Source organism: Rhodospira trueperi (genome assembly GCF_900101965.1).
Classification (GTDB): Bacteria; Pseudomonadota; Alphaproteobacteria; order Rhodospirillales; family Rhodospirillaceae; genus Rhodospira; species Rhodospira trueperi.
In genome coordinates this window covers 273,347-294,465 of sequence record NZ_FNAP01000001.1, presented here as the reverse complement: position 1 = coordinate 294,465, position 21,119 = coordinate 273,347, and the positions used below count along the sequence as shown (strand labels likewise).

The window sequence follows — 21,119 nt, the reverse complement described above, 5'->3', positions numbered from 1 at the left end:
CTCAAAGCAGGGAAGGAGGGGGTTGCCTGGGAAACTCAGGGGGTCATGCGGCGCAACAGGTCAAGCACCTGGTCCGGATCGTCAACCCGGAAGTCCGCCGCCGACATGCGACCCGACTGACCGTCGCTGGCCGGCGCGGCCAGAACGCCGATCCCGTTGATCTCCTGCAGTGCCTTGAAGGCATCCTCGTCGGTGACGTCGTCACCGAAGAACATGGGCGCGTGTCCGGCGTCGTCCAGGTTCAGTGTGCCCAGCAGATGACGCACGGCCTTGCCCTTGTCCCAGTCGATGGCCGGCTGAATTTCAAAGACTTTCTTGCCGGGCTTTTCCTTCAGCCCGGACACGGCGCCCAACAGGCGGTCCAGGACGCTGCGGAAGATCGGATAGGCCTCGTCGGCCACGAGGCGGTAGTGCGCGGCAACACTGAACTTCTTGCGTTCCACCAGGGCACCGGGAATCGGATCCAGCCCTTCCTTCAGGCGCCTCTCAACCTCATCCATCAGCGCTGTGAAATCGCCGATTCCGTCCAGCGCCAGAACACCGGCGTCGGGCGTGCGGATGTCGAAACCGTGACTGCCGGCAAAGGTGAGCGTGTCGATCCCCACCAGCTTTTCCACATCCGGACGGTCCCGGCCACTGACCACGGCCACCGGACGCTTACGCGCCAGGGCATCGACGACGGCCCGCCCCTCATCGGACAGAATCGCGTTCTCCGGCCGGTCAACGATCGGGGTGAGCGTCCCGTCGTAGTCAAGGAAGATGGCCGGCTCGCGGCCGTTCAGGGCGGCGGTGAGGGCGTCGAACGCCTCCAGGGCATGCGGCAGGTTCTGCACCGCGCGCAGGCGAGGTTCATGCGTCACTGAGAAAATCTCCCAAATCCTTGACGACAACGTGGGCGCCGTTCTCAAGCAGGAGCGCCTCCCCCAGGCCGCGATCGATGCCGATCACAAGCCCGAAGTCGCCGGCGCGGCCGGCCTGAACGCCGACGATGGCGTCCTCGACCATGATGCTCTCGGCCGGCGTGGCGCCCACCATGCGGGCCCCCTCGATGAACGTATCCGGCGCGGGCTTCCCGGGAAGCCCCTTTTCGACCGCCGAAATCCCATCCACCTGGGCTTCGAACAGATCGCTGAGGCCGGCACTGGCCAGCACCGGCCCGCAGTTCTTTGAGGATGACACCACGGCGGCCCGCATGCCCTCGGCGCGCAGACGCCGGACCACCTCGACGGCCCCGTCGAAGACGGTCACGCCGTCGCGACGGATGACCTCGTTGAACTCCAGATTCTTGCGGTTCCCGAGCCCGCACACGGTCTGCTCGTCCGGGCTGTCGTCGGGCGTTCCCTCCGGCAGGGTGATGCCCCGGGAGGCCAGGAACGTCCGCACGCCGTCATAGCGGGGCTTGCCGTCCACATGCTGAAGATAGTCATCTGACGTAAAGGGAACGAACGGCTCACCGGTCTCTTCGGCGCGCGCTTTCAGAAAACCATCGAACAGGTTCTTCCAGGCCGATGAATGCACGGCCGCGGTATCGGTAATGACCCCGTCAAGGTCACAGATGATGGCCTTCAGGCCCTTTCCGGCCCAAGGCCATGGTGTCGGGTCCGTCATGTCCCCCCTTCCCTGAAAAAACCGTGGTTGCTGGCGTCCCGAAGGAGGCCGCTGAATCAAGCACTGGCCGAACGGCCCTAACCATTCCGCTGACATGAGACAGGAGCTCTGGAGACTCCGCGCGCCTTCGCCGACGTTCCTTGAATCACAACACCACCACTCGGCCCGACAGTGGGCCACGGCGAACTTGTTGAAAGCATCATAACGACTTTGCAGACGAAAGGTCACCCCCTGGGCACGTTAAAATATGTCGCGGCACGGGACTGCCGTCCTGTCTCGTCAGCGCCCCACCCTCGTCGATCCGCTCTTGCATTCATTCTTTGGACGGCGCACTTTGGACTGAGACGCGGTGCATCGGCTGGTATGCGATCACCGCCTTTTGAAGGTGCGCCCCAAGGACGCCGGTTTGACGGAAGCCATGCGCGGTCCAGCCGGGGCATGAGGAGGGTCGCGGCCATGTTTCCTTTCTTTCCCTTCGGCCCGGTGCCGCCGTTTCCGTTTTTGTTCCCGTTCGGCGGTTTTCCGTGGACACCCCGGACTGCCGACACCGAGGATGAAGCGTCGGCGGCCGGTGCCGCACCGTTCCCGGGGCTGCCGCCGTCCCTGATGACCATGGCCATGATGCCGGCCATGGCGCCCTTTGCCCTGGGCTCCCGGATGGCGCGGATCGCGGAGGACGCCCGGCATGTCGCGCTGCACGTCAAGGACTCCCTGGACCGTGACGAGGGGCCGGTCCACGTCATGGTGGGCGACCCCAACGGCCCGATGGGACTGGCCATCGGCCTGACGTTCCTGAAGCGCGGTCAGGCGCCCCAACTGCGTGACGCCAACGGCCCTGGCCCGGCCCGCGTCGAAAGCATGGTTGACGTCACCCCCTCAGCCGCCGACGCCGACGGCTGAGGGCGACGCCGTCAGTAATCCATGTAAATCTCGGCCCGCCGGTTGCCGGCCTCGCCCGTGGGCATGATCTCGTAGTAGACGGGCTGGCTGTCGGACACCGCACCCACGTAAAGGAACCGTCCGGGTACGCCCGCGTTCGCCAAAGCGCCTGCCACCGCGTTGGCCCGCGCCAGCGACACGTTGAAATTCGCCAGCTTGTGACGGGTGATGTCCATTGCGGCGGTGCGACTGGAGGCATGACCGACGACCCGGATCACGCCGCCATAACGCTGCTGAAGCCCCGCCACCTGACGCAGAACCTGTTGGTCCCGCCCCGACAGATTGGCCGAACCGTCGGCGAAATAGATGACGGCGACCCGCTGGGTCCGCGCCCCACCCAGCGGCCCGTAGGCCGAAAGCGGCTGAACACCCGGAGCGGCAACGGCCGGGCCGAAGCCGGCGGCGTAGCCCGCCGGATACCCGGATACGCCGACCCCTGCCCCGGCCACCGGATAGGGGCCGGGGGTGGTCATCGGCCCCCCGGGACCCATGGTGGTCACGCCGCGTGAATCCACCACGATGGGCCCGCCACCATAGCCCGGAGCGGGGGGCGGACCCATCGCCATGGATTGAGCGGGGGGCGGCGTCCACGCCGGCATGGTTCCCGCCGTCGCCGCGCGTTCGGCGCCGGGCGGTGGCGGGATATCCTGACGGTCAATCTCTCCCGCAACCGGGGTCGGTTGTTCACCGGCGTCCAATCGCGCCGCCGGGGGCGTGGCCGCCGGCGCGTCCGTCGCGGCGGGCGGTGTGTATTCCGGCGGTCGCACCTCACTGGACCGGCGTCGGGCGCCGGGCATCTCTTCGTAGCGATCCTCGCGCCGGTCGGCCCGCAGTCCTTCCGCCACTTCCTCGCGTTCCTGAACCGACGCGACCTGTGGCGGCTCGGCGGGACTGTCCGCGATATCCGGATAGTCGCCAGAGGCCTCCGGCGGCGGATCGTCGGCGCACCCCGCGACCACGAGGACCCCACACAAGGCCAACACCGCCCCCCAGCCTCTTCGCCGGGGCGGGCATTGCCGCTCCACGCCTTCCCGGGAAACGGCGGCTCTGAGCAATCGGTTCAGTTCGTTCACCTGTCTGCCTGCGCCGGGTCTGGTCACGCCCGTCATCTCCCCCTGCCGTTGCACGCCGAACCCGGGGTTCGGATCTGATCTGATGGTCGGCTCCGCCGACCCTGGCCTGACACCCGACGTAACCGCTCCGGAACACCCGGAACAGGGACCGTCAGCTTCGGGTTGCTTGCCGGCCCATCCTGTCCCATGTTGGAAAGACCGTTCTGCACCCGTCGCAAGCCTCTTGGCCGGCACGGGATCATACCCCACAATGCGCGTCAATCCCGCGACGCCCGTCACATCCCCGACCGACAGGGCAAAGCCTAACGCCTTGGCGGCGTCAGCACGCATCGGATGATAGAGGAAGGGACGATGGCCGATCAACAGGGCAAGACCGAAGACATCCCCAAGCATCCGAACCCGCAGGAATTCGCGCAGGCCATGACGGAGATCGCCGAGCATGGTCAGCGCCTGGTCAGTGATTTTCTGAGCCGGCAGGCCAGTGGCAACGGAGGGATCCCGTTCGGCGATCCCCTGAACGTCAGCGAGGCGTTCCTGGACATGACCACCAAGATGATGGCCAATCCCGCCAAGATCATGGAGGCGCAGTTCAACCTTTGGCAGGAGTACATGTCGCTGTGGCAGAACGCGGCCCAGCGCTGGCTCGGCCAGGAAACGGAACCGCTGGTCCGCCCTGAAAAAAGCGACCACCGCTTCCGCGACGAGATGTGGCAGGAGAACGAGGTCTACGACTTCATCAAGCAGTCATACCTGCTGACGTCCCGTTGGATGCTCGGCCTGGTCCACGACGTGGAGGGCGAGGATAGCCCGGTGGCCCGCAAGGTGGACTTCTATACCCGCCAGCTGGTCGACGCCATGGCGCCCACCAACTTCGTCATGACCAATCCGCAGGTGCTGCGCACGGCCATCGAGACCAAGGGCGAAAGCCTGCTGCACGGTCTGGAACACATGCTCGCCGACCTGGAGCGCGGCAAGGGCCAGTTGCGCATCACCATGACGGACGAGCATGCCTTCAAGGTCGGCGAAAACATTGTCACCACGCCGGGCAAGGTGGTGTATCAGAACCGGCTGATGCAGTTGATCCAGTACAGCCCCTCGACGGAGACGGCCCACAAGACACCGCTTCTGATTATCCCGCCGTGGATCAACAAGTTTTACATCCTCGATCTGCGAGAAAAGAACTCGTTCATCCGCTGGGCCGTATCCCAGGGCCACACCGTATTCACCATCTCCTGGATCAATCCCGACGAGACCTATCGGGATGTTGGATTCGACGACTACCTTCGGGAAGGTCCCCTGGAAGCACTGGAGGCTGTGGAAAAGGCCACGGGAGAGCGTGCGGTCAACACCATCGGCTACTGCCTGGGCGGAACCCTCCTCGGTGTCATGCTGGCTTGGTTGCACGCCAAGGGGCAGCAGGACCGGGTGGCCTCCGCGACCCATTTCACCACCATGCTGGACTTCGTCGAGCCCGGCGAGTTGGGCGTTTTCATCGATCCGACCACCATCGATCATCTGGAAAAGGAAATGTTCGAGCGTGGCTATCTGGACGGCGCCGAAATGGCGACGACCTTCAACATGCTGCGCTCAAACGACCTGATCTGGTCGTTCGTGGTCAATAACTACCTGATGGGAAAGGAGCCGTTCCCGTTCGACCTACTGTACTGGAACTCCGACAGCACGCGGATGCCGGCGGCCATGCACAGTTTCTATCTGCGCAAGTGCTACCTGGAGAACGCGCTGAAGGAACCGGGCGCGGTCACCGTGGCCGACGTTCCCATCGACCTGACCACCATCAAGACGCCGTCCTATTTCCTGTCGGCGCGCGAGGACCACATCGCCCCCTGGGTCTCCACCTTCCGGGGCGCCCAGTTGTACAAGGGGCCGGTCCGGTTCGTGCTCGCCGCCTCGGGCCATATCGCCGGCGTCATCAACCCGCCGGCGGCCAACAAGTACTGTCACTGGACCAGTTCCAGCCGCTCCAAGAACCCGGAAACCTGGCTCGAATCCGCCAAGGAAAACCCAGGCTCCTGGTGGCCGGACTGGAAAACCTGGGTGTCCAGGCACGCGGGCGAGCAGGTGCCGGCACGCCAGCCGGGCGACGGCAAGCTGAAGCCCATCGAGGACGCCCCGGGCAGCTACGTCAAGATTCGGGCGGTATGACAGACGTGAACACGTATCAAAGTCGGCGCCGACACCAGAAGCCGTGGCCACGCGTTCTTTCGGGTCTGGTGTGCGGGGCGCTGGTTGTCATGCCGGGTCCCGCGCTGGCCGATCCGGACGCCACGGCGGAGATCGGAACGCTCTCGCCCTCGGCGCTCATGGCGCGCTATCAGGTCGAATGTCTGGACCGATCAGCGCGGAACGCGGCCCGGGACGCCGGCGCCGCCCAGGCGCGCGACCATGGCACACGGTGCGATGCCCTGGCGGAGGCAATCCAGTCGCTTGATGCGGAGACCATCCGGGACGGCAGCGCGGACCTTGCGCGTCCGGACTTCTATACGCCGGGACGCCCCTGACCCTGAGCGCGGAAACCGGAAGGGGAATCTTGTGGCGGAGAAGACGGAAGCGCCTCCCGAGATCGAAGAACTGCCCGCCGCCTACGCGCGATGGCGGGACAGCCGTCTCGGCCGGATCACCGATTCCCTTGAACACGATCTGATTCTTGACCGCGTCGGCGCCGCGCCCGGCCTACGCATCCTTGATGTCGGCTGCGGTGACGGCCTTCTGGCCATGGCCCTTGCCGGGCAGGGCGCCCATGTCACCGGCCTTGACGCCTCGCCGCGGATGATCGCCGCCGCGCGGAAGCGCCCCGCGCCGCAGCGGGGCGGCGTCTCCTTCGACATCGGTCAGGCCGATGCGTTGCCTTTCGAGGCGGACACATTCGATGGGGTGGTTTCCATCACGGCGCTGTGTTTCGTCGCGGATCCCGGAGGGGCCGTGCGCGAGATGGTCCGTGTCCTGAAGCCCGGCGGCCGCCTCATCATCGGCACCCTTGGCCGGCACAGCGCCTGGGCGGCCATCCGCCGCGTCAGGGGTTGGCTGGGCCACCCGATCTGGAGCCGCGCTCGGTTCGCGACCCCGCAGGGTCTGAAACGACTGGCCGAAGAGGCGGGACTGGAAGAGGCCCGCGTCACCGGGTCCATCTACTATCCCCCGGTCGGACCCGCTGCGCGGGCTCTCGGTCCGATCGACCGGGCGATCGGCACGTACACGACCTTCGGCGCGGCGTTCCTGGTTCTCGCGGCACGCAAACCCTGATAGGCGGAGAGATGATGGACTGCGGGTCCCGGTCCTCAGGGCGGGGGCGGCGGCGGGCGCGTCGCATCCAGCGCCTGACGCAGCAGGGCCCGCAGCGCCACAAGATCATCGACCACCTTGATCAGGTCGCCCCGCAACGGATCGTCCAAGCCGCCCGTCGAGTCGGCCATGGCCGGACCATCGAAATCCGCTGCGTCCGCATCATCGTCGGCGCCCTCCACAAGCATGGAGTCGGGCTCATCGTCCCCGCCCTCGAATTCCAGGCTCTCGCGGTCATCCGACAGGGCCAGACCGACGGGACCGACCATGCCGCCCTCGGCTTTCTCCTGGCGTTCCCGAACCGTGGTGACAAGGGCCTTGGCGCCGTTGTCGCGCAGCAGCTTTTGCACACCCTTAATGGTGTAACCCTCGCGATACAGGAGGTCACGAAGGGTGGTGAGGAGAATGACGTCCTCGGGACGGTAGTAGCGTCGCCCCCCGCCCCTCTTCATGGGGCGGATCTGCGAAAACTTGGTCTCCCAGAACCGCAGCACATGTTGGGGGACGTCCAATTCCGCCGCGACCTCGCTGATGGTGCGAAACGCGGCGTCGGACTTCTGGGAACGGCGCCCACCCGCATCCCGGGCCTGGCCTTCCGCCACGGCCTTCTCCTTTCGTTCAGGAACACCGGCGCTGGCCATCACGCGCTCCCGGCGCGGGATGTCGCGGCCTTGTTGATACGGCTCTTGAGCAATTGAGACGGACGAAAGACCAGCACCTTGCGCGGCATGATGGGGACCTCCTCGCCGGTCTTGGGATTGCGACCGATGCGTTGCCCCTTCTCGCGCACCGAGAAGCTTCCAAAAGAGGAAATCTTGACCGTTTCTCCGCGCGCCAGAGCCTGAGACATTTCATCAAGAACGGATTCAAGCAGATCCGCCGACTCGTTCCGGGACAGACCGACTTCCTGGTAGACCGCCTCGCTGAGTTGCGACCGCGTGATGGTTTGGCTGCCCATGCCACCGTGACCCTTTTGCTTTTGCCTGCCCGATGCCATTGACCGAGACACAAGACAGGACACGGGAAAGGTGACCAACCGATCCCGAACACACGCCCCCGCCGATACGGAGCCAGCCCCGCACCAGACCCAAGCTTCAAGATTACTGGGTTGCCGGAAATTCGTCAATATCAGTCGTTTGGAGGGGGGAGATTAAACCGGCATGGAAGCGGATCAACGGCGGGCGCCGACCCCTTTTCGGGGTCAGATGCGCACCAGAGCCGCCCCCCAGGTGAAGCCCCCGCCCATGCCCTCAAGCAGAACCAGCTGCCCCGGCCGGATTCGCCCGTCCCGCATCGCCTCGTCCAACGCCAGCGGCACGGAGGCGGCTGACGTGTTGGCGTGGCGCGCCACGGTGGAAATCACCTTCTCGGTCGGCAAACCGATCTTGCGGGCCGTGCCCTCCAGGATGCGCTGGTTCGCCTGATGGGGAACCAACCAGTCGAGATCATCCACCGTCACCCCGTTGGCCCGTAGCGCCTCGTCCACGACCTGGGCCATGTTCACCACCGCGTGGCGGAACACCTCCTTGCCCTGCATGCGCACGAAGCCGGTAGTCTGGGTCGAGGACGGCCCCCCGTCAACGTACAGCAGATCATGCTGGCGACCATCGGCGTGCAGATGAGTCGACAGGATTCCCCGGTCGGAGGCGTCGCCCCGCCCCTCCCCGGCTTTCAGGACAACCGCGCCGGCCCCATCACCGAACAGAACACAGGTGGAGCGGTCCTCCCAATCGAGGATGCGCGAGAAGGTCTCGGCTCCGACCACCAGGGCAGTACGCACCTGCCCGGCTCGGATAAAGGCGTCGGCTGTGGCCAGGGCGTAGATGAAACCGGTGCAAACCGCCTGGACATCGAAGGCAATGCAGCCGATGGCGCCCAGCGCCGCCTGAACCTTCGTCGCCGTTGCCGGGAACGTTTGATCGGGCGTGGCCGTCGCCACCACGATCAGGTCGAGGGCGGACGGATCGACGGGCGTCCCCTCCAAAGACCGTCGCGCGGCCTGAATGGCCAAGTCTGACGTGCATTCGCCGTCCGCGGCAATGCGACGCTCCTGGATCCCGGATCGTTCGCGGATCCAGGCGTCGGTCGTGTCGATGCTCTCGGTCAGTTCGGCATTGGTGACAGTGCGGGACGGCAGGTACGAGCCGGTCCCGAGAAGAACGGAACGCGGTGTCATCAGCCGTTCGCCGCTCTTTCAAGCGTCTCCGGATCGAGTCCCGAGGCCCGCTGCACTTTCATGAACTCGCCTTTGATGGTCTCGTTGAACCCGTGCGTGCCCAGGTCCACGGCCACGCACACGGCGTTGGCAAACCCGACGGCATCCGTGCCGCCATGCGATTTCACGGCGATTCCGTTCAGACCCAGGAACATGGCCCCATTGTAACGCCGGGGATCCACCCGGGCGCGGACCTTGTTCACGGCCGTGCGCACCATCAGGTAGCCGATGCGGCTGATGATCGAACTTTCAAAGGCCCGTCGCATGAAGGACGAATACAGCTTGGATGTTCCCTCAATCGCCTTGAGGGCGACATTGCCGGTGAATCCGTCCGTCACCACGACATCGACCGTGCCCTTGCCGATGTCGTCGCCCTCGACAAACCCGTGGAATCGGATCGGCAGTGTGCTGTCGCGCAGAATGGCGGAGGTCTGACGCAGAGTTTCGGTGCCCTTCTGGTCTTCGGTGCCGATGTTGAGCAGGCCGATATTGGGCTGCTCAAGGCCCAGAACAGTGCGGGCGAACACCTCGCCCATAATGGCGAACTGAACCAGATTGTCAGTGTCGCACTCGGCATTGGCGCCCAGATCCAGCATCACCAGATCGCCGCGCTGGGTCGGCATGAGCGCGGCCATCGCCGGCCGGTCAATGCCCGGCAGCGTGCGCAGCGACAGCTTCGCCATGGCCATGAAGGCGCCGGTGTTGCCGGCCGAGACCATACCGGCGGCCTCACCGTCCTTGACCGCCTGAATGGCCTTCCAGAGGCTGCTGTCCCGCCCGCGCCGCAGCGCCTGGGACGGCTTCTCGTCGTTGCCCACCACGCCGTCGGCATGCCGAATCTCGCAAGCGTCGGCCAGCGTCCGATCCCGCGCCAGCATGGGCCCCAGCACGGCCTCATCGCCGTGCAGAAGAAACCGCACATCCGGATGCCGGGTACGGGCGATCTGGACTCCCTTCAGAACGATGTCAGGGGCATGATCGCCCCCCATCGCGTCCAGGGAAAGGGTGAGGCGTCCGCTCACGAGGCCCCCATTCAACGGGTTCGGGTGTCGGCGCGCGGTTCGATGGCGCGCCCCTGCATGATCTTATCAGGCCGCCTCGGGATTGACGACCTCACGGCCGTCGTAATGGCCGCAATGCGCGCAGACGTGATGGGGCCGCTTCAGCTCCCCGCAGTTCGGGCATTCGCTGTAAGGGCCGCTTTTGACCGCGTGATGTGCCCGTCGCATGTTGCGCCGGGATTTCGATATTTTGCTCTTGGGTACCGCCATCGGACCTGTCCACATTGTCGAAGTCGCGCAAAGCCTGAGGAAACAGGGACGGGGAAACCTTCGCCTCCGACCCCAGGCACGAGCGCGTCTGTGTAACGGAATTCACTCGGCCCCGCAAGCGACGGGAGGTGACCGAGTCGCTGTTTTTCACGAAGACCGCGACCGCGCCTTGATCGCCGCGAGCGCCGCGAACGGGCCGTCGGCCACCTTTTCCTCTTCCTGCGGAACCGGCGCGCCGGTCCAGGCCGTTGCGTCAAACGCCACGCCATCGGCGCGGGGATGCGGGTCCAACGCCAGCCCCAGCGCCTCCGCCAGGACCTCGCCCAAATCGATTTCCCCGTCGAGGATCGGATCGGGGGGATCGTCATCCCCGGCCGGATCGAAATCCAGCGCCGTTTCCGGGACATCCGAGCCGGCCTCATCGGAGAACCGCACGCGAAGGGCCTCCTGTACGGTTCGGGACAGCGGTTGAAGCGTGACCACGCAGGTCTGCTCAACCTCGGCCTCCAGGGTGCCCGTCACTTCCGCCCGCGTCACGCCGCGCCCCCCGCCCAGGGGCCGGATCGTCACTGTCGCCGCGAGCCTGTGGAGCGCCGCCAGACCGAACCGATCCGCCAGTGCCCGCCGTTCGTCCACGTCAGCCGCAACCACCATCTCCCGTCCGTCGGCCGGAAGCGAGGCCACGGCAACCCTGCGGGAAAACTCGGGATGCATGTGCTGTGGTGCCTCGGTCACGACGCCGACTCCCGGGATGGACCCGCCGGATCCGGGTACCGGACGACACCGCGCGACAGCGACTCCCAGGTCCAGCCGTCCGCCGCCGCCATGACATCGCGCACATACGCGGTCAGGGCGGCCAGGGCCTCGGGTGGCGCCGCGACCTTCTGGTAGACATTGCGGTCGAGCGCATCCCGAAGCGCGGCGTCGTCCCCCGAGCTCAGGGCCGCGTCATAGGTGGTCACGCGACCGTAGAACCCTCGCGCCAGCTTTTTCATGCGCGATCCGATGCGCATGTCGCTGACGCCGGCCTCCCGCAGATTGGAATCGAGGTCACGGATCATGTGATCGAACAGCGCCTGGGACAGGCCGGCCGCCTCGGTCTCCTCCTTCCGGCCTCCTGTTTCCTGCGCCTGCTCCTGCTGCAAAGCCCCGAGCCGCCGGAAGATGGCATGCATGTGCAGAACGAGCATATCGTAGCGACCGTCCAGCGTGTCGGGCACGCCCCAGTCGAGATAGAAAACGGGTTGGCGCGTCCGCCGGACGACCTCGGCATAGAGGGCCTCGACGACGGCCCGGGACTGCGCCCGCTCGCGGGAGCGGGCACCAAACAATCGACTGAACATGATCTTGCGAAATCCATCTCCTTGCGGCGCCCTGCCCGGCCCTGTCGACCGCGTCGGGGCACCCTTTCACAAACCGGTGTCGTTGGTATATTAAGGGGCCTGGGCAGGCCGCGCAAAACCTTGACGCGGCACCCCGGGAAGACCGTTCGTCCTGGGAGGACATCTCTTGGCCATTCGTCCCGTTTTCCGTCGAGTCGACCCGTCAAGGATCGCCAAGGCAACGGCTGTCTGTGTCGTCCTGACGCTTGGCGCTTGCGCCCCGGACATCGCCGCGCGTGGTAACGACCCCACCCGGGAGCGCGTGGACCAGATCGAGGTCGGCAAACAAACCCGGGCAGAGGTTGCCGCGTTGCTCGGCACGCCGTCCGCCACCGCCACGTTCGACGACGAAACCTGGTATTACATCAGCGCCCGGACCCAGCAATACGCGGTCTTCAAGCGCGAGGAACTGGACCGGCGCGTGCTGGCCATTTCGTTCGACAGCAACGGACGGGTCAGCGAGTTGCGCGAACTCGGCCTGGACGACGGGCGCAACGTGGACGTGGTGCAGCGGGAGACGCCCACCTTGGGCAACGAACTCAGCATCATGGAACAGCTGCTCGGCAACCTCGGGCGCTTCGAGGGCGCGGACGGCGGTATGACGCAGGAAATTCCAGGGCTGTAACCGCTACCGCGATCCCTTGCGCCGCCCATGCTCGGGCAGGATGCCCTGCGGGCGGGCGATCAGGATCACCTGCAGCAGCACCCCGATCAGCAGCACACGGAGCGCACCCGCCTGGGTGGCGTATTCGGCGCCCAACTCCCTCGTCAACGAGTCTGTCGCCGACCACAGCATCCAGATGGCGAAGGCCCCCAGCACGGCGCCCCGGTTGTTTCCGGCGCCGCCAGCGATCAGCATCACCCACACCAGGAAGGTCCCGTACAGCGGCATGAACGCCTCTGGGCTGATGAAACCGAGGAAGTGGGCGTACAGGCCCCCGGCCATGCCCATCAGGCTGGAGCCGAACACGAACGCCTGCAGGCGGAAGCGAGCCACGTTCTTGCCGGCGGCCATCACACCGTCCTCGTTTTCCCGAATGGCCCTCAGGACCCGGCCCCAGGGGGAGCGCCGTGCCCGCTCCACCATCCAGTATCCCAGCAGGATGAACCCCAACACCACGCCCAGGGAAATGAGGGGATCCGCGCCCAAGGTTTCGACGAACGGCCTGGGAATGCCGGGGATCCCGCGCACGCCGTTGGTCAGCCATTCCTCGTTCTTGAAGGCAAGCCGGATGATCTCGGCGATACCGATGGTCGCGATGGCCAGATAGTCCGAACGCAGTCGCATGGTCACCCACCCGATGCCCACGGCGACGATGGCCGACGCGGCCATGGCCCCCGCGATCCCCACCAGGAACGGCAGATCAAAGCCGCCCAGATGAGCGGAACTCGTGGCCGTCGTCAGAATGGCGCTGGTGTAGGCGCCGACGGCGAAGAACCCGGCGACGCCGATGTTGATCTGCCCGGTCAGGCCGTACTGCACGTTCAGCCCCAGCGCCAGCACCGCGTAGATGCCCGCCTGGGTCAGGAAGAAGACGCCGTAGGTCAGAAGGCCGCCGAGTTCCATCACGGGTTCCCCTTGAACAGGCCCTGTGGGCGCACGATCAGCATCAGGACCATCAGCGCGAAGGCCACCGCTGGCTTGTAGGTCGGGTCGATGACCACGGTGGACATCTCCATGGCCAGCCCGATCACCATGCCGCCGGCGATGGCGCCGTAGGGTCGGCCGATGCCGCCCAGGATCGCGGCGGCGAACACCGGCAGCAGCAGCGACCACCCCATCACCGGATGCAGGCGCGTATCCATGCCCAGGAAGATGCCGGCCACCGCCGCCATGCCGCCGCCCACGGCCCAGGTGACCACGATGACCCTCTCCGACGGAATACCGGAGACCAGCGCGAGGTCCATGTTGTCGCTCATGGCCCGCATCGCCTTGCCCATCTTGGTCCGTGTCAGGAACAGGTGCAGCGCGGTCACCAGCACGATGGCCCCCAGAACGATCCACACATGGTCCGGCTTGATCACGATGTCGCCGACTCGCCACGGCAATTGGATGCCGCTGGCATAGACCTGATTGTGCGGCCCCCAGATGAGCTGGACCACGCTGCGTAGGGCAATGGCGATGCCGAAGGAGGAAATCAGAAGGATGATGGGTGAGACCCGTCGCAACCGCCGATAGACCGTCTGATCAATGGCCACGGCCACCAGCGCGGTTCCGGCCACCGCGAACGGCGCCGATGCCCACAGCGGAAAACCGAGCCCGGCCACCAGCGAGAACGCGAAGTAGGCCCCGACGGCCATTAAATCGCCATGCGCGAAATGAGCGAAGCGAAGAATACCGTAGATCAGCGACACACCGATGGCGCCCAGCGTCAGAATGCTGCCCGAAACAACGCCATAGATCGCCAATTGCAGAAGGTCGGTCGCCATCGTGCCGCGTCTCCCGTCAGCCGCCCAGGAACATTTCGGCCACGTCCTTGTTGGCCAACAGATTGGGGCCGGTGTCGTCGACCCGGTTCCGCCCCATGGTCAGCACATAGCCACGATCACACACCGCCAGCGCCTGCTTGGCGTTCTGCTCGACCATCAGGATCCCGATCCCGGCCTCGTTGATCTTGCGGATGCGCTCGAACGTCTGGTCGATGAAGATCGGCGACAGCCCGGCCGTCGGTTCGTCCAGCAACAACAGCTTGGGTTCCAGCATCAGCGCCCGGCCCATGGCCAGCATCTGCCGCTCGCCGCCCGACATGGAGCCCGCGACCTGATCGCGCCGCTCCGCCAGACGTGGAAAAAAGGTATAGATTCTGTCCATTTGCGGACGGATATCATCATTCCGGATGAAGGCGCCCATCTCGAGGTTTTCCTCCACGGTCATGGAGGGGAACACGTTCTGTTCCTGGGGCACATACGAAATCCCCTGACGCACGATCTGATCCGGCCGCAGCGCGGTGATATCACGCCGCTCGAACAGCACCGCGCCCTCGCGGATCTTCACCAGCCCGAAGGCCGCCTTCATCAGGGTCGATTTGCCGGCGCCGTTGGGGCCGATGATAACCACCATCTCGCCCGGCTCCACCCGCAGGTCGACCCCGTGCAGGATGTCCGCCCCGCCGTACCCGCCGGTCAGTCCCTCAATGGCCAGCAGGGTCATGGCCGCCACTCCTCGTCGGTCTCATCCGCCCCATCGGTGGCACCGTTGCCGCCCTTGCCGATGTCGTCGTCGGTCATGGCCGACACCCCGCGCCCGGAGACCCCACCGCCCAGATAGGCATCCTGAACCTCGGTGTTGGCCCGAATCTCGTCCATGGAGCCCTGGGTCAGCACCTGCCCCTGCGCCATCACCACCACCGGATCGCACAACTGGGCGATCAGGTCCATATCGTGCTCGATCAGACAAAAGGTGTAGCCGCGATCCTGATTCAGCCGACGGATGGCGTCGCGGATGTTGTTCAGCAAGGTGCGGTTGACGCCAGCGCCGGGCTCGTCGAGCAGCACGACCTTGGCGTCGATCATCATGGTGCGGCCGAGTTCCAGCAGCTTCTTCTGCCCGCCGGACAGGTTGCCCGCCAGTTCGTCGGCCACATGGGTCAGATTCAAGAACTCCAGGACCTCATCCACCTTGGCGCGCACCCGCGTGTCCTCGCGGCGCACCGCGCCCCAGCGGAACCAAGCGTTGGCAAGCACCTCGCCGGACTGCCCCGGCGGCACGATCATCAGGTTGTCCCGCACCGTCATGCGGGAGAATTCCTTGGGGATCTGGAAGGTGCGCACCAGCCCGCGATGGAACAGCTTGTGCGGCGGCAGGCCGGTGACGTCCTCCCCGTCCAGGATCACGCGGCCCTCGTCGGGGTGCAGGAACCCGGCCAGGATCGAAAACAGCGTGGTCTTGCCGGCGCCGTTGGGTCCGATCAGGCCGGTGATGCCGCCGGTCGCCACCGTGAAATGCACCGAGTCGACGGCTCGCAGGCCGCCGAACGCCTTGGAAACACCTTCGATCTGGATCACGGGGAAAAAACCTTCCGTCGCAACGGGATCACTCGGCCAACATCGCGTCGAGGGACCGACCACCCCGGAACACTTCCCCGGGCGGCGCGGCTGTGTATACCAAGGCGGCGCAAGGGGCAAGCCCCCGAACGACTCGGCGGTGGGCGCCCACCATGCCGGGATCGCAACGGAGCGGCAAGCCGTTTGCGCGGCGCGCCATCCTGGGGCCTCGCTTGTCCCACCCCGCCGGGCCTTCTATGTACGACGCATCGCCCTCGACCCCTCAACCATCGGCGGACCATGACCCCTCCAGCAACCCACACCATCCGCGTCACCGGCGCGCGCGAGCACAATCTGAAGGGCATCGACGTCACCCTGCCCCGCGACCGCTTGGTGGTCATCACCGGGCTGTCAGGGTCGGGCAAGTCGTCGCTGGCGTTCGACACCATCTACGCCGAGGGCCAGCGGCGGTACGTCGAATCCCTGTCGGCCTACGCGCGCCAGTTCCTGGAGCTGATGCAGAAGCCCGACGTGGAGTCCATCGAGGGGCTGTCCCCGGCCATCTCCATCGAGCAGAAGACCACCAGCCGCAACCCGCGCTCCACCGTCGGCACGGTCACCGAGATCCACGACTACATGCGCCTGCTGTGGGCGCGGGTCGGCGTGCCGCACTCGCCGGCCACCGGCCTGCCCATCGAAAGCCAGACCGTCAGCCAGATGGTGGACGCCATCATGGCCATGGGCGAGGGCACACGTCTGTACCTCCTTGCCCCCATCATACGCGGCCGCAAGGGCGAATACCGCAAAGAACTGGGGGAGTTGCGCAAGCGCGGCTTCCAGCGGGTGAAGGTGGACGGCGAAGTGCACGACATCGCCGACGTGCCGGCCCTGGACAAGAAGCGCAAGCACGACATCGCCGTCGTGGTGGACCGGGTGATCGTCAAGTCGGGACTCGAAACGCGCCTCGCCGACTCGGTGGAGACCGCGCTGGGCCTGTCCGACGGCCTGCTGATCACCGAAGACGCCTCCAGCGGCGAGGAGACCGTGTTCTCCGCCAAGTTCGCCTGCCCCGTCTCCGGCTTCACCATCGAGGAGATCGAGCCACGCCTGTTCTCCTTCAACAACCCGTTCGGCGCCTGCCCGGCCTGTGACGGCCTGGGCGTCAAGCTGTACTTCGACCCCGACCTGGTTGTGCCCAACCCGGACAAGACCCTGCGCGACGGCGCCATTGCGCCGTGGTCATCGTACGGCCAACCCGCACCCTACTACGCCCAGGCCTTGGCCAGCGTCGCCACACACTACGGCGGCGACATGGACACCCCGTGGCGCGACATGCCGGAGCGGGCGCGCGAGGTCCTCCTGCACGGCTCCGGCGACGAGATCATCGCGTTGCACTTCGACGACGGCAGCCGGTCCTATCGCACCGAAAAGCCGTTCGAGGGCGTGATTCCCAACATCGCCCGACGCTGGCGCGAGACCGAGTCGGCCGGCATGCGCGAGGAACTGTCGCGCTATCAGGCCTCCCACCCCTGCGAGTCCTGCGAGGGCTTCCGCCTTAAGCCCGAGGCGCTGGCGGTCAAGATCGACAGCCGCCACATCGGCGAGATCTCAGATTTGTCCATCAGCGCCGCGCTGGACTGGTTCGCGGGACTGGAAGAGCGCCTGCGCCCCAAGGACCGGGAGATCGCTCACCGCATCCTGCGCGAGATCAATGAGCGCCTTGGCTTCCTGACCAGCGTCGGCCTGACCTATCTGACGCTGTCGCGCACCTCCGGCACGCTGTCGGGCGGCGAGAGCCAGCGCATCCGGTTGGCCAGCCAGATCGGCTCCGGCCTGACGGGCGTGCTGTACGTGCTGGACGAGCCCTCCATCGGGCTGCACCAGCGCGACAACGACCGCCTGCTGGCCACGCTCAAGCGGCTGCGCGACCTGGGGAATACCGTGATCGTGGTCGAACACGATGAGGACGCCATCCGTGCCGCCGACCATCTGGTGGACATGGGACCCGGGGCCGGCGTCCACGGCGGCACCATCGTCGCCGAAGGCACGCCAGAGGAGGTCATGGCCAACCCGGCCAGCCTGACCGGGCAGTACCTGACCGGCGGCCGGACGGTGACGGTGCCGGACGACCGTCGGCCCGGCAACGGCAAGGCGCTACGGATCGAGGGCGCGCGCGGCAACAACCTCCAGGACCTGACGGTGGACATCCCGCTGGGCACCTTCACTTGCGTGACGGGCGTCTCGGGTGGCGGCAAGTCCACCCTGATCGTCGAGACCCTGTACAAAGCGCTGGCCCGCCACTTGCACGGCGCCCGCGAGCTGCCGGCCCCGCACGACGCCATCAAGGGCGTCGAGCATATCGACAAGATCGTCGACATCGACCAATCGCCCATCGGGCGCACGCCGCGCTCCAACCCAGCCACCTACACCGGGGCTTTCACGCCCATCCGCGACTGGTTCGCCAACCTGCCTGACGCCAAGGCGCGGGGATACAAGCCGGGGCGGTTCTCGTTCAACGTCAAGGGCGGACGCTGCGAGGCCTGCCAGGGCGACGGCGTCATCAAGATCGAGATGCACTTCCTGCCCGACGTTTACGTGACGTGTGATGTCTGCAAGGGCAAGCGGTACAATCGTGAAACTCTGGAAATCCTATTCCGGGGCAAGTCGATCGCCGACGTTCTTGATATGACAGTTGAGGAAGCGGCGGAGGTCTTCAAGGCCGTGCCGGTGATCCGTGACAAGATGGAACTGTTGCAGCGGGTGGGCCTGGGCTACGTCCACCTGGGCCAGCAGGCGACCACCCTGTCCGGCGGCGAGGCGCAGCGCGTCAAGCTGGCCAAGGAACTGTCGCGCCGCGCCACCGGGCGCACGCTCTACATCCTCGACGAACCGACCACGGGCCTGCATTTCGAGGACGTGCGCAAGCTGCTGGAGGTGCTGCACCACATCGTCGATCAGGGCAACACGGTGCTTGTGATCGAACACAACCTGGAGGTCATCAAGACCGCCGACCACATCATCGACCTGGGGCCGGAGGGGGGCTCCGGCGGCGGCCGGCTGGTGGCGCAGGGCACGCCGGAAGCGGTGGCCGAGACGCGCGAGAGCTACACCGGGCAGTACCTCAAGGGCCATCTACTGGAGGCGGCGGCGCGCAAGAGAAGACCGGCGTAGACGCAGGAAACCCCATGCCGACCGTGCTGCAAGAAACAGAGTCCGACCGCCACGCCCGCTACCTCGCGACGCTGCGCGACGTGGTGCGGGAGGCGCTGGCCGGCACGGGCGCGCAGGCGTGGCTGTTCGGCTCGCGGGCAACGGGCACGGCCTGGCCCGGCAGCGACGTGGACATCGCCGTCGACGCCCCGCCAGACATGAACCCGCTGGTCATCGCCGATCTGCGCGAGGCGCTGGAGGACACCGCTGTCCCCTGGGTTTGCGATGTTGTTGACCTGCGCAGGACGTCGGATGATTTTCGCGGCCGGGTCTATGAGGAGGGCGTGCCGTGGACCGAGTGAAAGAACGTCTTCAATTGGCGGACAAGGCCCAGGCCACGCTGTTCGCGGCGCTGGACAACGATGCCCTGCCGCCCGTGGAACGCCGCGACGTCTGTATCCTCCGGTTCGTGTATTCCTTCGAAGCCACCTGGAAAGACGCTCAGGCGGTGTTGCGCAAACGCCATGGGGGCGTCGCCAACACGCCGCGCGCGGCCATCCGGTCGTGCGTGACCGCCGGCATCCTGGATGAGCCCACGGGTGAGGCCGCCCTGCACATGGTCGACGACCGCAATCTCGCCTCCCACACCTACAACGAAAGACTGGCGCAGGATCTTGAACGGAATTTGCCTGCCCATGCCGACGCGCCGCGCGCGTGGCTGGACGGCCTGACAGCGGCCTGACCCGAACCGCGACGCGCCCTCCGGCCGGGCGCGTTCCTGGTCCCGCCACATCCGATATCGGCGAATGCCATCTCTTGATGCGCTGGCCCGCGAAGTTGGGCTAGAACGACCGCCCACACGATGTCGCCGGAGGGACCCAACGATGACTGCCACGCCGCCGCAGGCCGGAATGTTCGACCCGCAGGTGGAGACCCTGCCCCGCGCGGCGCTGGCCGACCTGCAATTGGATCGCCTGCGCCGCACCCTGGCGCACGTGTACGCGAACGTTCCGCACACACGACGGGCCTTCGAAGCGCACGGGGTCGGCCCCGACGATCTGCGCAGCCTGGATGACCTGCGCCGCTTTCCCTTCTCCGTGAAGGCCGATCTGCGCGACACGTATCCCTACGGTCTGTTCGCGGTGCCGCGCACGCAGGTGGTGCGGATCCACGCCTCCTCCGGGACCACGGGCAAGCCGACGGTGGTCGGCTACACCGCCGGGGATATCGACCGCTGGTCCGACATGATGGCCCGAGCCATGGCTACCGCCGGTACCCGCCCGGGCGAGGTGGTACACAACGCCTACGGCTACGGCCTGTTCACCGGCGGCATGGGATTCCACTACGGCGCCGAGCGCCTGGGCTGCACGGTGGTGCCGATCTCTGGCGGCAACACCGAACGCCAGATCGCCATGATGCTGGATCTGGAAGCCAGCATCCTGTGCTCCACGCCGTCCTACGCCCTCAACCTCGCCGAAGCGGCGGAGCGCATGGGGGTCGACCTGCGCGACTCACCGCTGCGCATCGGCCTGTTCGGTGGTGAGCCGTGGAGCGACGGCCTACGCCGGGAGATCGACGCCCGCCTGGGCATCCAGTCCACCGACTCCTACGGCCTGTCGGAGATCATCGGCCCCGGCGTGGCCATGGAATGCCCGCACCGGTGCGGCCTGCACGGCTGGGAGGATCACTTCCTGTTCGAGGTCATCGACCCGGAGACGCTGGAGCCGCTGCCCATGGGGTCCACGGGCGAACTGGTCATCACCACGCTGACCAAGGAAGCCCTGCCCATGATCCGCTACCGCACGCGCGACATCACGCGCCTGTCGGACGATCCGTGCGCCTGCGGCCGCACCCACGTGCGCATCATGCGGGTGACGGGCCGCAACGACGACATGATCATCATCCGGGGCGTCAATGTGTATCCGTCGCAGATCGAGGCGGTGATGTTGGGCTTCCCCGGCACGGCGCCGCACTATCTGCTGACCGTGGAACGTCAGGGGAGCCTGGATACCCTCGATGTCCAGGTGGAGGCGGCACCCGATGTGGCCGCCAACGCCTATCCGGCGATGGCGGATCGGGTGCGCCGGCACATCAAGTCCATTGTCGGCGTCACCTGCGGCGTCTCCATCCTGGCCCCCGGTACCCTGCCGCGGTCGGAGGGGAAGGCGACGCGGGTCCGGGATCTGCGCCGATAGGG

At 66.3% G+C, this 21,119-nt stretch carries 23 protein-coding genes; 9 read left to right on the top strand and 14 right to left on the bottom strand.

Annotated features, from left to right (window positions below):
* Window positions 1-35 precede the first annotated feature (35 nt).
* On the bottom strand, window positions 36-860 hold the full coding sequence (gene otsB, locus BLS85_RS01340) for a trehalose-phosphatase (RefSeq protein WP_218128235.1): 825 nt from the start codon (window positions 858-860) through the stop codon (window positions 36-38).
* Window positions 850-1,608: an HAD family hydrolase gene (locus BLS85_RS01335; RefSeq protein WP_092780956.1), complete on the bottom strand. Its 759-nt coding sequence runs from the start codon at window positions 1,606-1,608 to the stop codon at window positions 850-852. Before BLS85_RS01335 ends, otsB begins: the two co-directional genes overlap by 11 nt.
* A 456-nt stretch (window positions 1,609-2,064) precedes the next feature.
* On the opposite strand from BLS85_RS01335, the gene BLS85_RS01330 reads away from it, so the two are divergent.
* Window positions 2,065-2,508 (top strand): hypothetical protein, encoded by a 444-nt coding sequence (locus BLS85_RS01330; RefSeq protein ID WP_092780953.1) that lies wholly within the window; start codon window positions 2,065-2,067, stop codon window positions 2,506-2,508.
* An 11-nt stretch (window positions 2,509-2,519) separates the two neighbouring features.
* Here the strand turns inward: BLS85_RS01330 and BLS85_RS18980 are convergent, their stop codons facing one another.
* Entirely contained in the window at window positions 2,520-3,521 is a 1,002-nt protein-coding gene (locus BLS85_RS18980) for an OmpA family protein (RefSeq protein WP_176793243.1), read from the bottom strand.
* Between the two features lie 450 nt (window positions 3,522-3,971).
* On the opposite strand from BLS85_RS18980, the gene phaC reads away from it, so the two are divergent.
* Genes phaC through BLS85_RS01310 form a run of 3 tightly spaced genes read left to right on the top strand, consistent with a single transcriptional unit; the run spans window position 3,972 to window position 6,881 of the window.
* A complete protein-coding gene (gene phaC, locus BLS85_RS01320) occupies window positions 3,972-5,783 on the top strand; it encodes a class I poly(R)-hydroxyalkanoic acid synthase (protein ID WP_092780947.1) in 1,812 nt (603 codons plus the stop codon).
* Complete coding sequence (locus tag BLS85_RS01315; RefSeq protein ID WP_092780944.1) at window positions 5,780-6,139, top strand: hypothetical protein; 360 nt, start codon at window positions 5,780-5,782, stop codon at window positions 6,137-6,139. Before phaC ends, BLS85_RS01315 begins: the two co-directional genes overlap by 4 nt.
* A 31-nt stretch (window positions 6,140-6,170) precedes the next feature.
* Window positions 6,171-6,881, top strand: a complete 711-nt coding sequence (locus BLS85_RS01310) for a class I SAM-dependent methyltransferase (protein WP_218128233.1) — start codon at window positions 6,171-6,173, stop codon at window positions 6,879-6,881.
* 35 nt (window positions 6,882-6,916) lie between these two features.
* Here the strand turns inward: BLS85_RS01310 and BLS85_RS01305 are convergent, their stop codons facing one another.
* The 7 genes from BLS85_RS01305 to BLS85_RS01275 all read right to left on the bottom strand — a co-directional run bounded on the left by BLS85_RS01305 (window position 6,917) and on the right by BLS85_RS01275 (window position 11,749).
* The gene (locus BLS85_RS01305) at window positions 6,917-7,522 is read right to left on the bottom strand and encodes a MerR family transcriptional regulator (protein WP_342728833.1); all 606 of its coding nucleotides are present in this window, start codon (window positions 7,520-7,522) and stop codon (window positions 6,917-6,919) included.
* A 38-nt stretch (window positions 7,523-7,560) separates the two neighbouring features.
* Window positions 7,561-7,878, bottom strand: coding sequence for an integration host factor subunit alpha (gene ihfA / locus BLS85_RS01300; protein ID WP_092780935.1), 318 nt, complete (start codon window positions 7,876-7,878; stop codon window positions 7,561-7,563).
* A gap of 243 nt (window positions 7,879-8,121) precedes the next feature.
* Window positions 8,122-9,096, bottom strand: a complete 975-nt coding sequence (locus tag BLS85_RS01295) for a beta-ketoacyl-ACP synthase III (protein ID WP_092780932.1) — start codon at window positions 9,094-9,096, stop codon at window positions 8,122-8,124.
* Window positions 9,096-10,157 (bottom strand): phosphate acyltransferase PlsX, encoded by a 1,062-nt coding sequence (plsX, locus tag BLS85_RS01290; protein WP_092780929.1) that lies wholly within the window; start codon window positions 10,155-10,157, stop codon window positions 9,096-9,098. Before plsX ends, BLS85_RS01295 begins: the two co-directional genes overlap by 1 nt.
* Window positions 10,158-10,223: 66 nt before the next feature.
* The gene (rpmF, locus tag BLS85_RS01285) at window positions 10,224-10,406 is read right to left on the bottom strand and encodes a 50S ribosomal protein L32 (protein ID WP_092780926.1); all 183 of its coding nucleotides are present in this window, start codon (window positions 10,404-10,406) and stop codon (window positions 10,224-10,226) included.
* Between the two features lie 147 nt (window positions 10,407-10,553).
* Window positions 10,554-11,141 carry a YceD family protein gene (locus BLS85_RS01280; protein WP_143027048.1) on the bottom strand — a complete coding sequence of 196 codons (588 nt, stop codon included), beginning with the start codon at window positions 11,139-11,141 and terminating at the stop codon, window positions 10,554-10,556.
* Entirely contained in the window at window positions 11,138-11,749 is a 612-nt protein-coding gene (locus BLS85_RS01275; RefSeq protein ID WP_092780920.1) for a ubiquinol-cytochrome C chaperone family protein, read from the bottom strand. Before BLS85_RS01275 ends, BLS85_RS01280 begins: the two co-directional genes overlap by 4 nt.
* Window positions 11,750-11,915: 166 nt before the next feature.
* On the opposite strand from BLS85_RS01275, the gene BLS85_RS01270 reads away from it, so the two are divergent.
* Window positions 11,916-12,413: an outer membrane protein assembly factor BamE gene (locus BLS85_RS01270; protein ID WP_176793241.1), complete on the top strand. Its 498-nt coding sequence runs from the start codon at window positions 11,916-11,918 to the stop codon at window positions 12,411-12,413.
* A 3-nt stretch (window positions 12,414-12,416) separates the two neighbouring features.
* Here BLS85_RS01270 and BLS85_RS01265 read toward each other — a convergent pair whose 3' ends face one another.
* The 4 genes from BLS85_RS01265 to BLS85_RS01250 are packed head-to-tail and all read right to left on the bottom strand — an operon-like array spanning window position 12,417 to window position 15,793.
* The gene (locus BLS85_RS01265) at window positions 12,417-13,355 is read right to left on the bottom strand and encodes a branched-chain amino acid ABC transporter permease (RefSeq protein ID WP_092780914.1); all 939 of its coding nucleotides are present in this window, start codon (window positions 13,353-13,355) and stop codon (window positions 12,417-12,419) included.
* Complete coding sequence (locus BLS85_RS01260; RefSeq protein WP_092780911.1) at window positions 13,355-14,218, bottom strand: branched-chain amino acid ABC transporter permease; 864 nt, start codon at window positions 14,216-14,218, stop codon at window positions 13,355-13,357. The genes BLS85_RS01265 and BLS85_RS01260 overlap by 1 nt, the downstream gene beginning before the upstream one ends.
* Window positions 14,219-14,234: 16 nt before the next feature.
* Window positions 14,235-14,939: an ABC transporter ATP-binding protein gene (locus BLS85_RS01255; RefSeq protein ID WP_092780908.1), complete on the bottom strand. Its 705-nt coding sequence runs from the start codon at window positions 14,937-14,939 to the stop codon at window positions 14,235-14,237.
* On the bottom strand, window positions 14,936-15,793 hold the full coding sequence (locus BLS85_RS01250) for an ABC transporter ATP-binding protein (protein WP_092780905.1): 858 nt from the start codon (window positions 15,791-15,793) through the stop codon (window positions 14,936-14,938). Before BLS85_RS01250 ends, BLS85_RS01255 begins: the two co-directional genes overlap by 4 nt.
* Window positions 15,794-16,072: 279 nt before the next feature.
* Here BLS85_RS01250 and uvrA point away from each other — a divergent pair, with 279 nt between their 5' ends.
* The 4 genes from uvrA to BLS85_RS01230 all read left to right on the top strand — a co-directional run bounded on the left by uvrA (window position 16,073) and on the right by BLS85_RS01230 (window position 21,117).
* Window positions 16,073-18,943 carry an excinuclease ABC subunit UvrA gene (gene uvrA / locus BLS85_RS01245; protein WP_092780902.1) on the top strand — a complete coding sequence of 957 codons (2,871 nt, stop codon included), beginning with the start codon at window positions 16,073-16,075 and terminating at the stop codon, window positions 18,941-18,943.
* Between the two features lie 14 nt (window positions 18,944-18,957).
* On the top strand, window positions 18,958-19,284 hold the full coding sequence (locus BLS85_RS01240) for a nucleotidyltransferase family protein (protein ID WP_092780899.1): 327 nt from the start codon (window positions 18,958-18,960) through the stop codon (window positions 19,282-19,284).
* Entirely contained in the window at window positions 19,272-19,664 is a 393-nt protein-coding gene (locus BLS85_RS01235; RefSeq protein ID WP_092780896.1) for a nucleotidyltransferase substrate binding protein, read from the top strand. Before BLS85_RS01240 ends, BLS85_RS01235 begins: the two co-directional genes overlap by 13 nt.
* Window positions 19,665-19,806: 142 nt before the next feature.
* A complete protein-coding gene (locus BLS85_RS01230) occupies window positions 19,807-21,117 on the top strand; it encodes a phenylacetate--CoA ligase family protein (protein ID WP_092780893.1) in 1,311 nt (436 codons plus the stop codon).
* The last annotated feature ends 2 nt before the right edge of the window (window positions 21,118-21,119 follow it).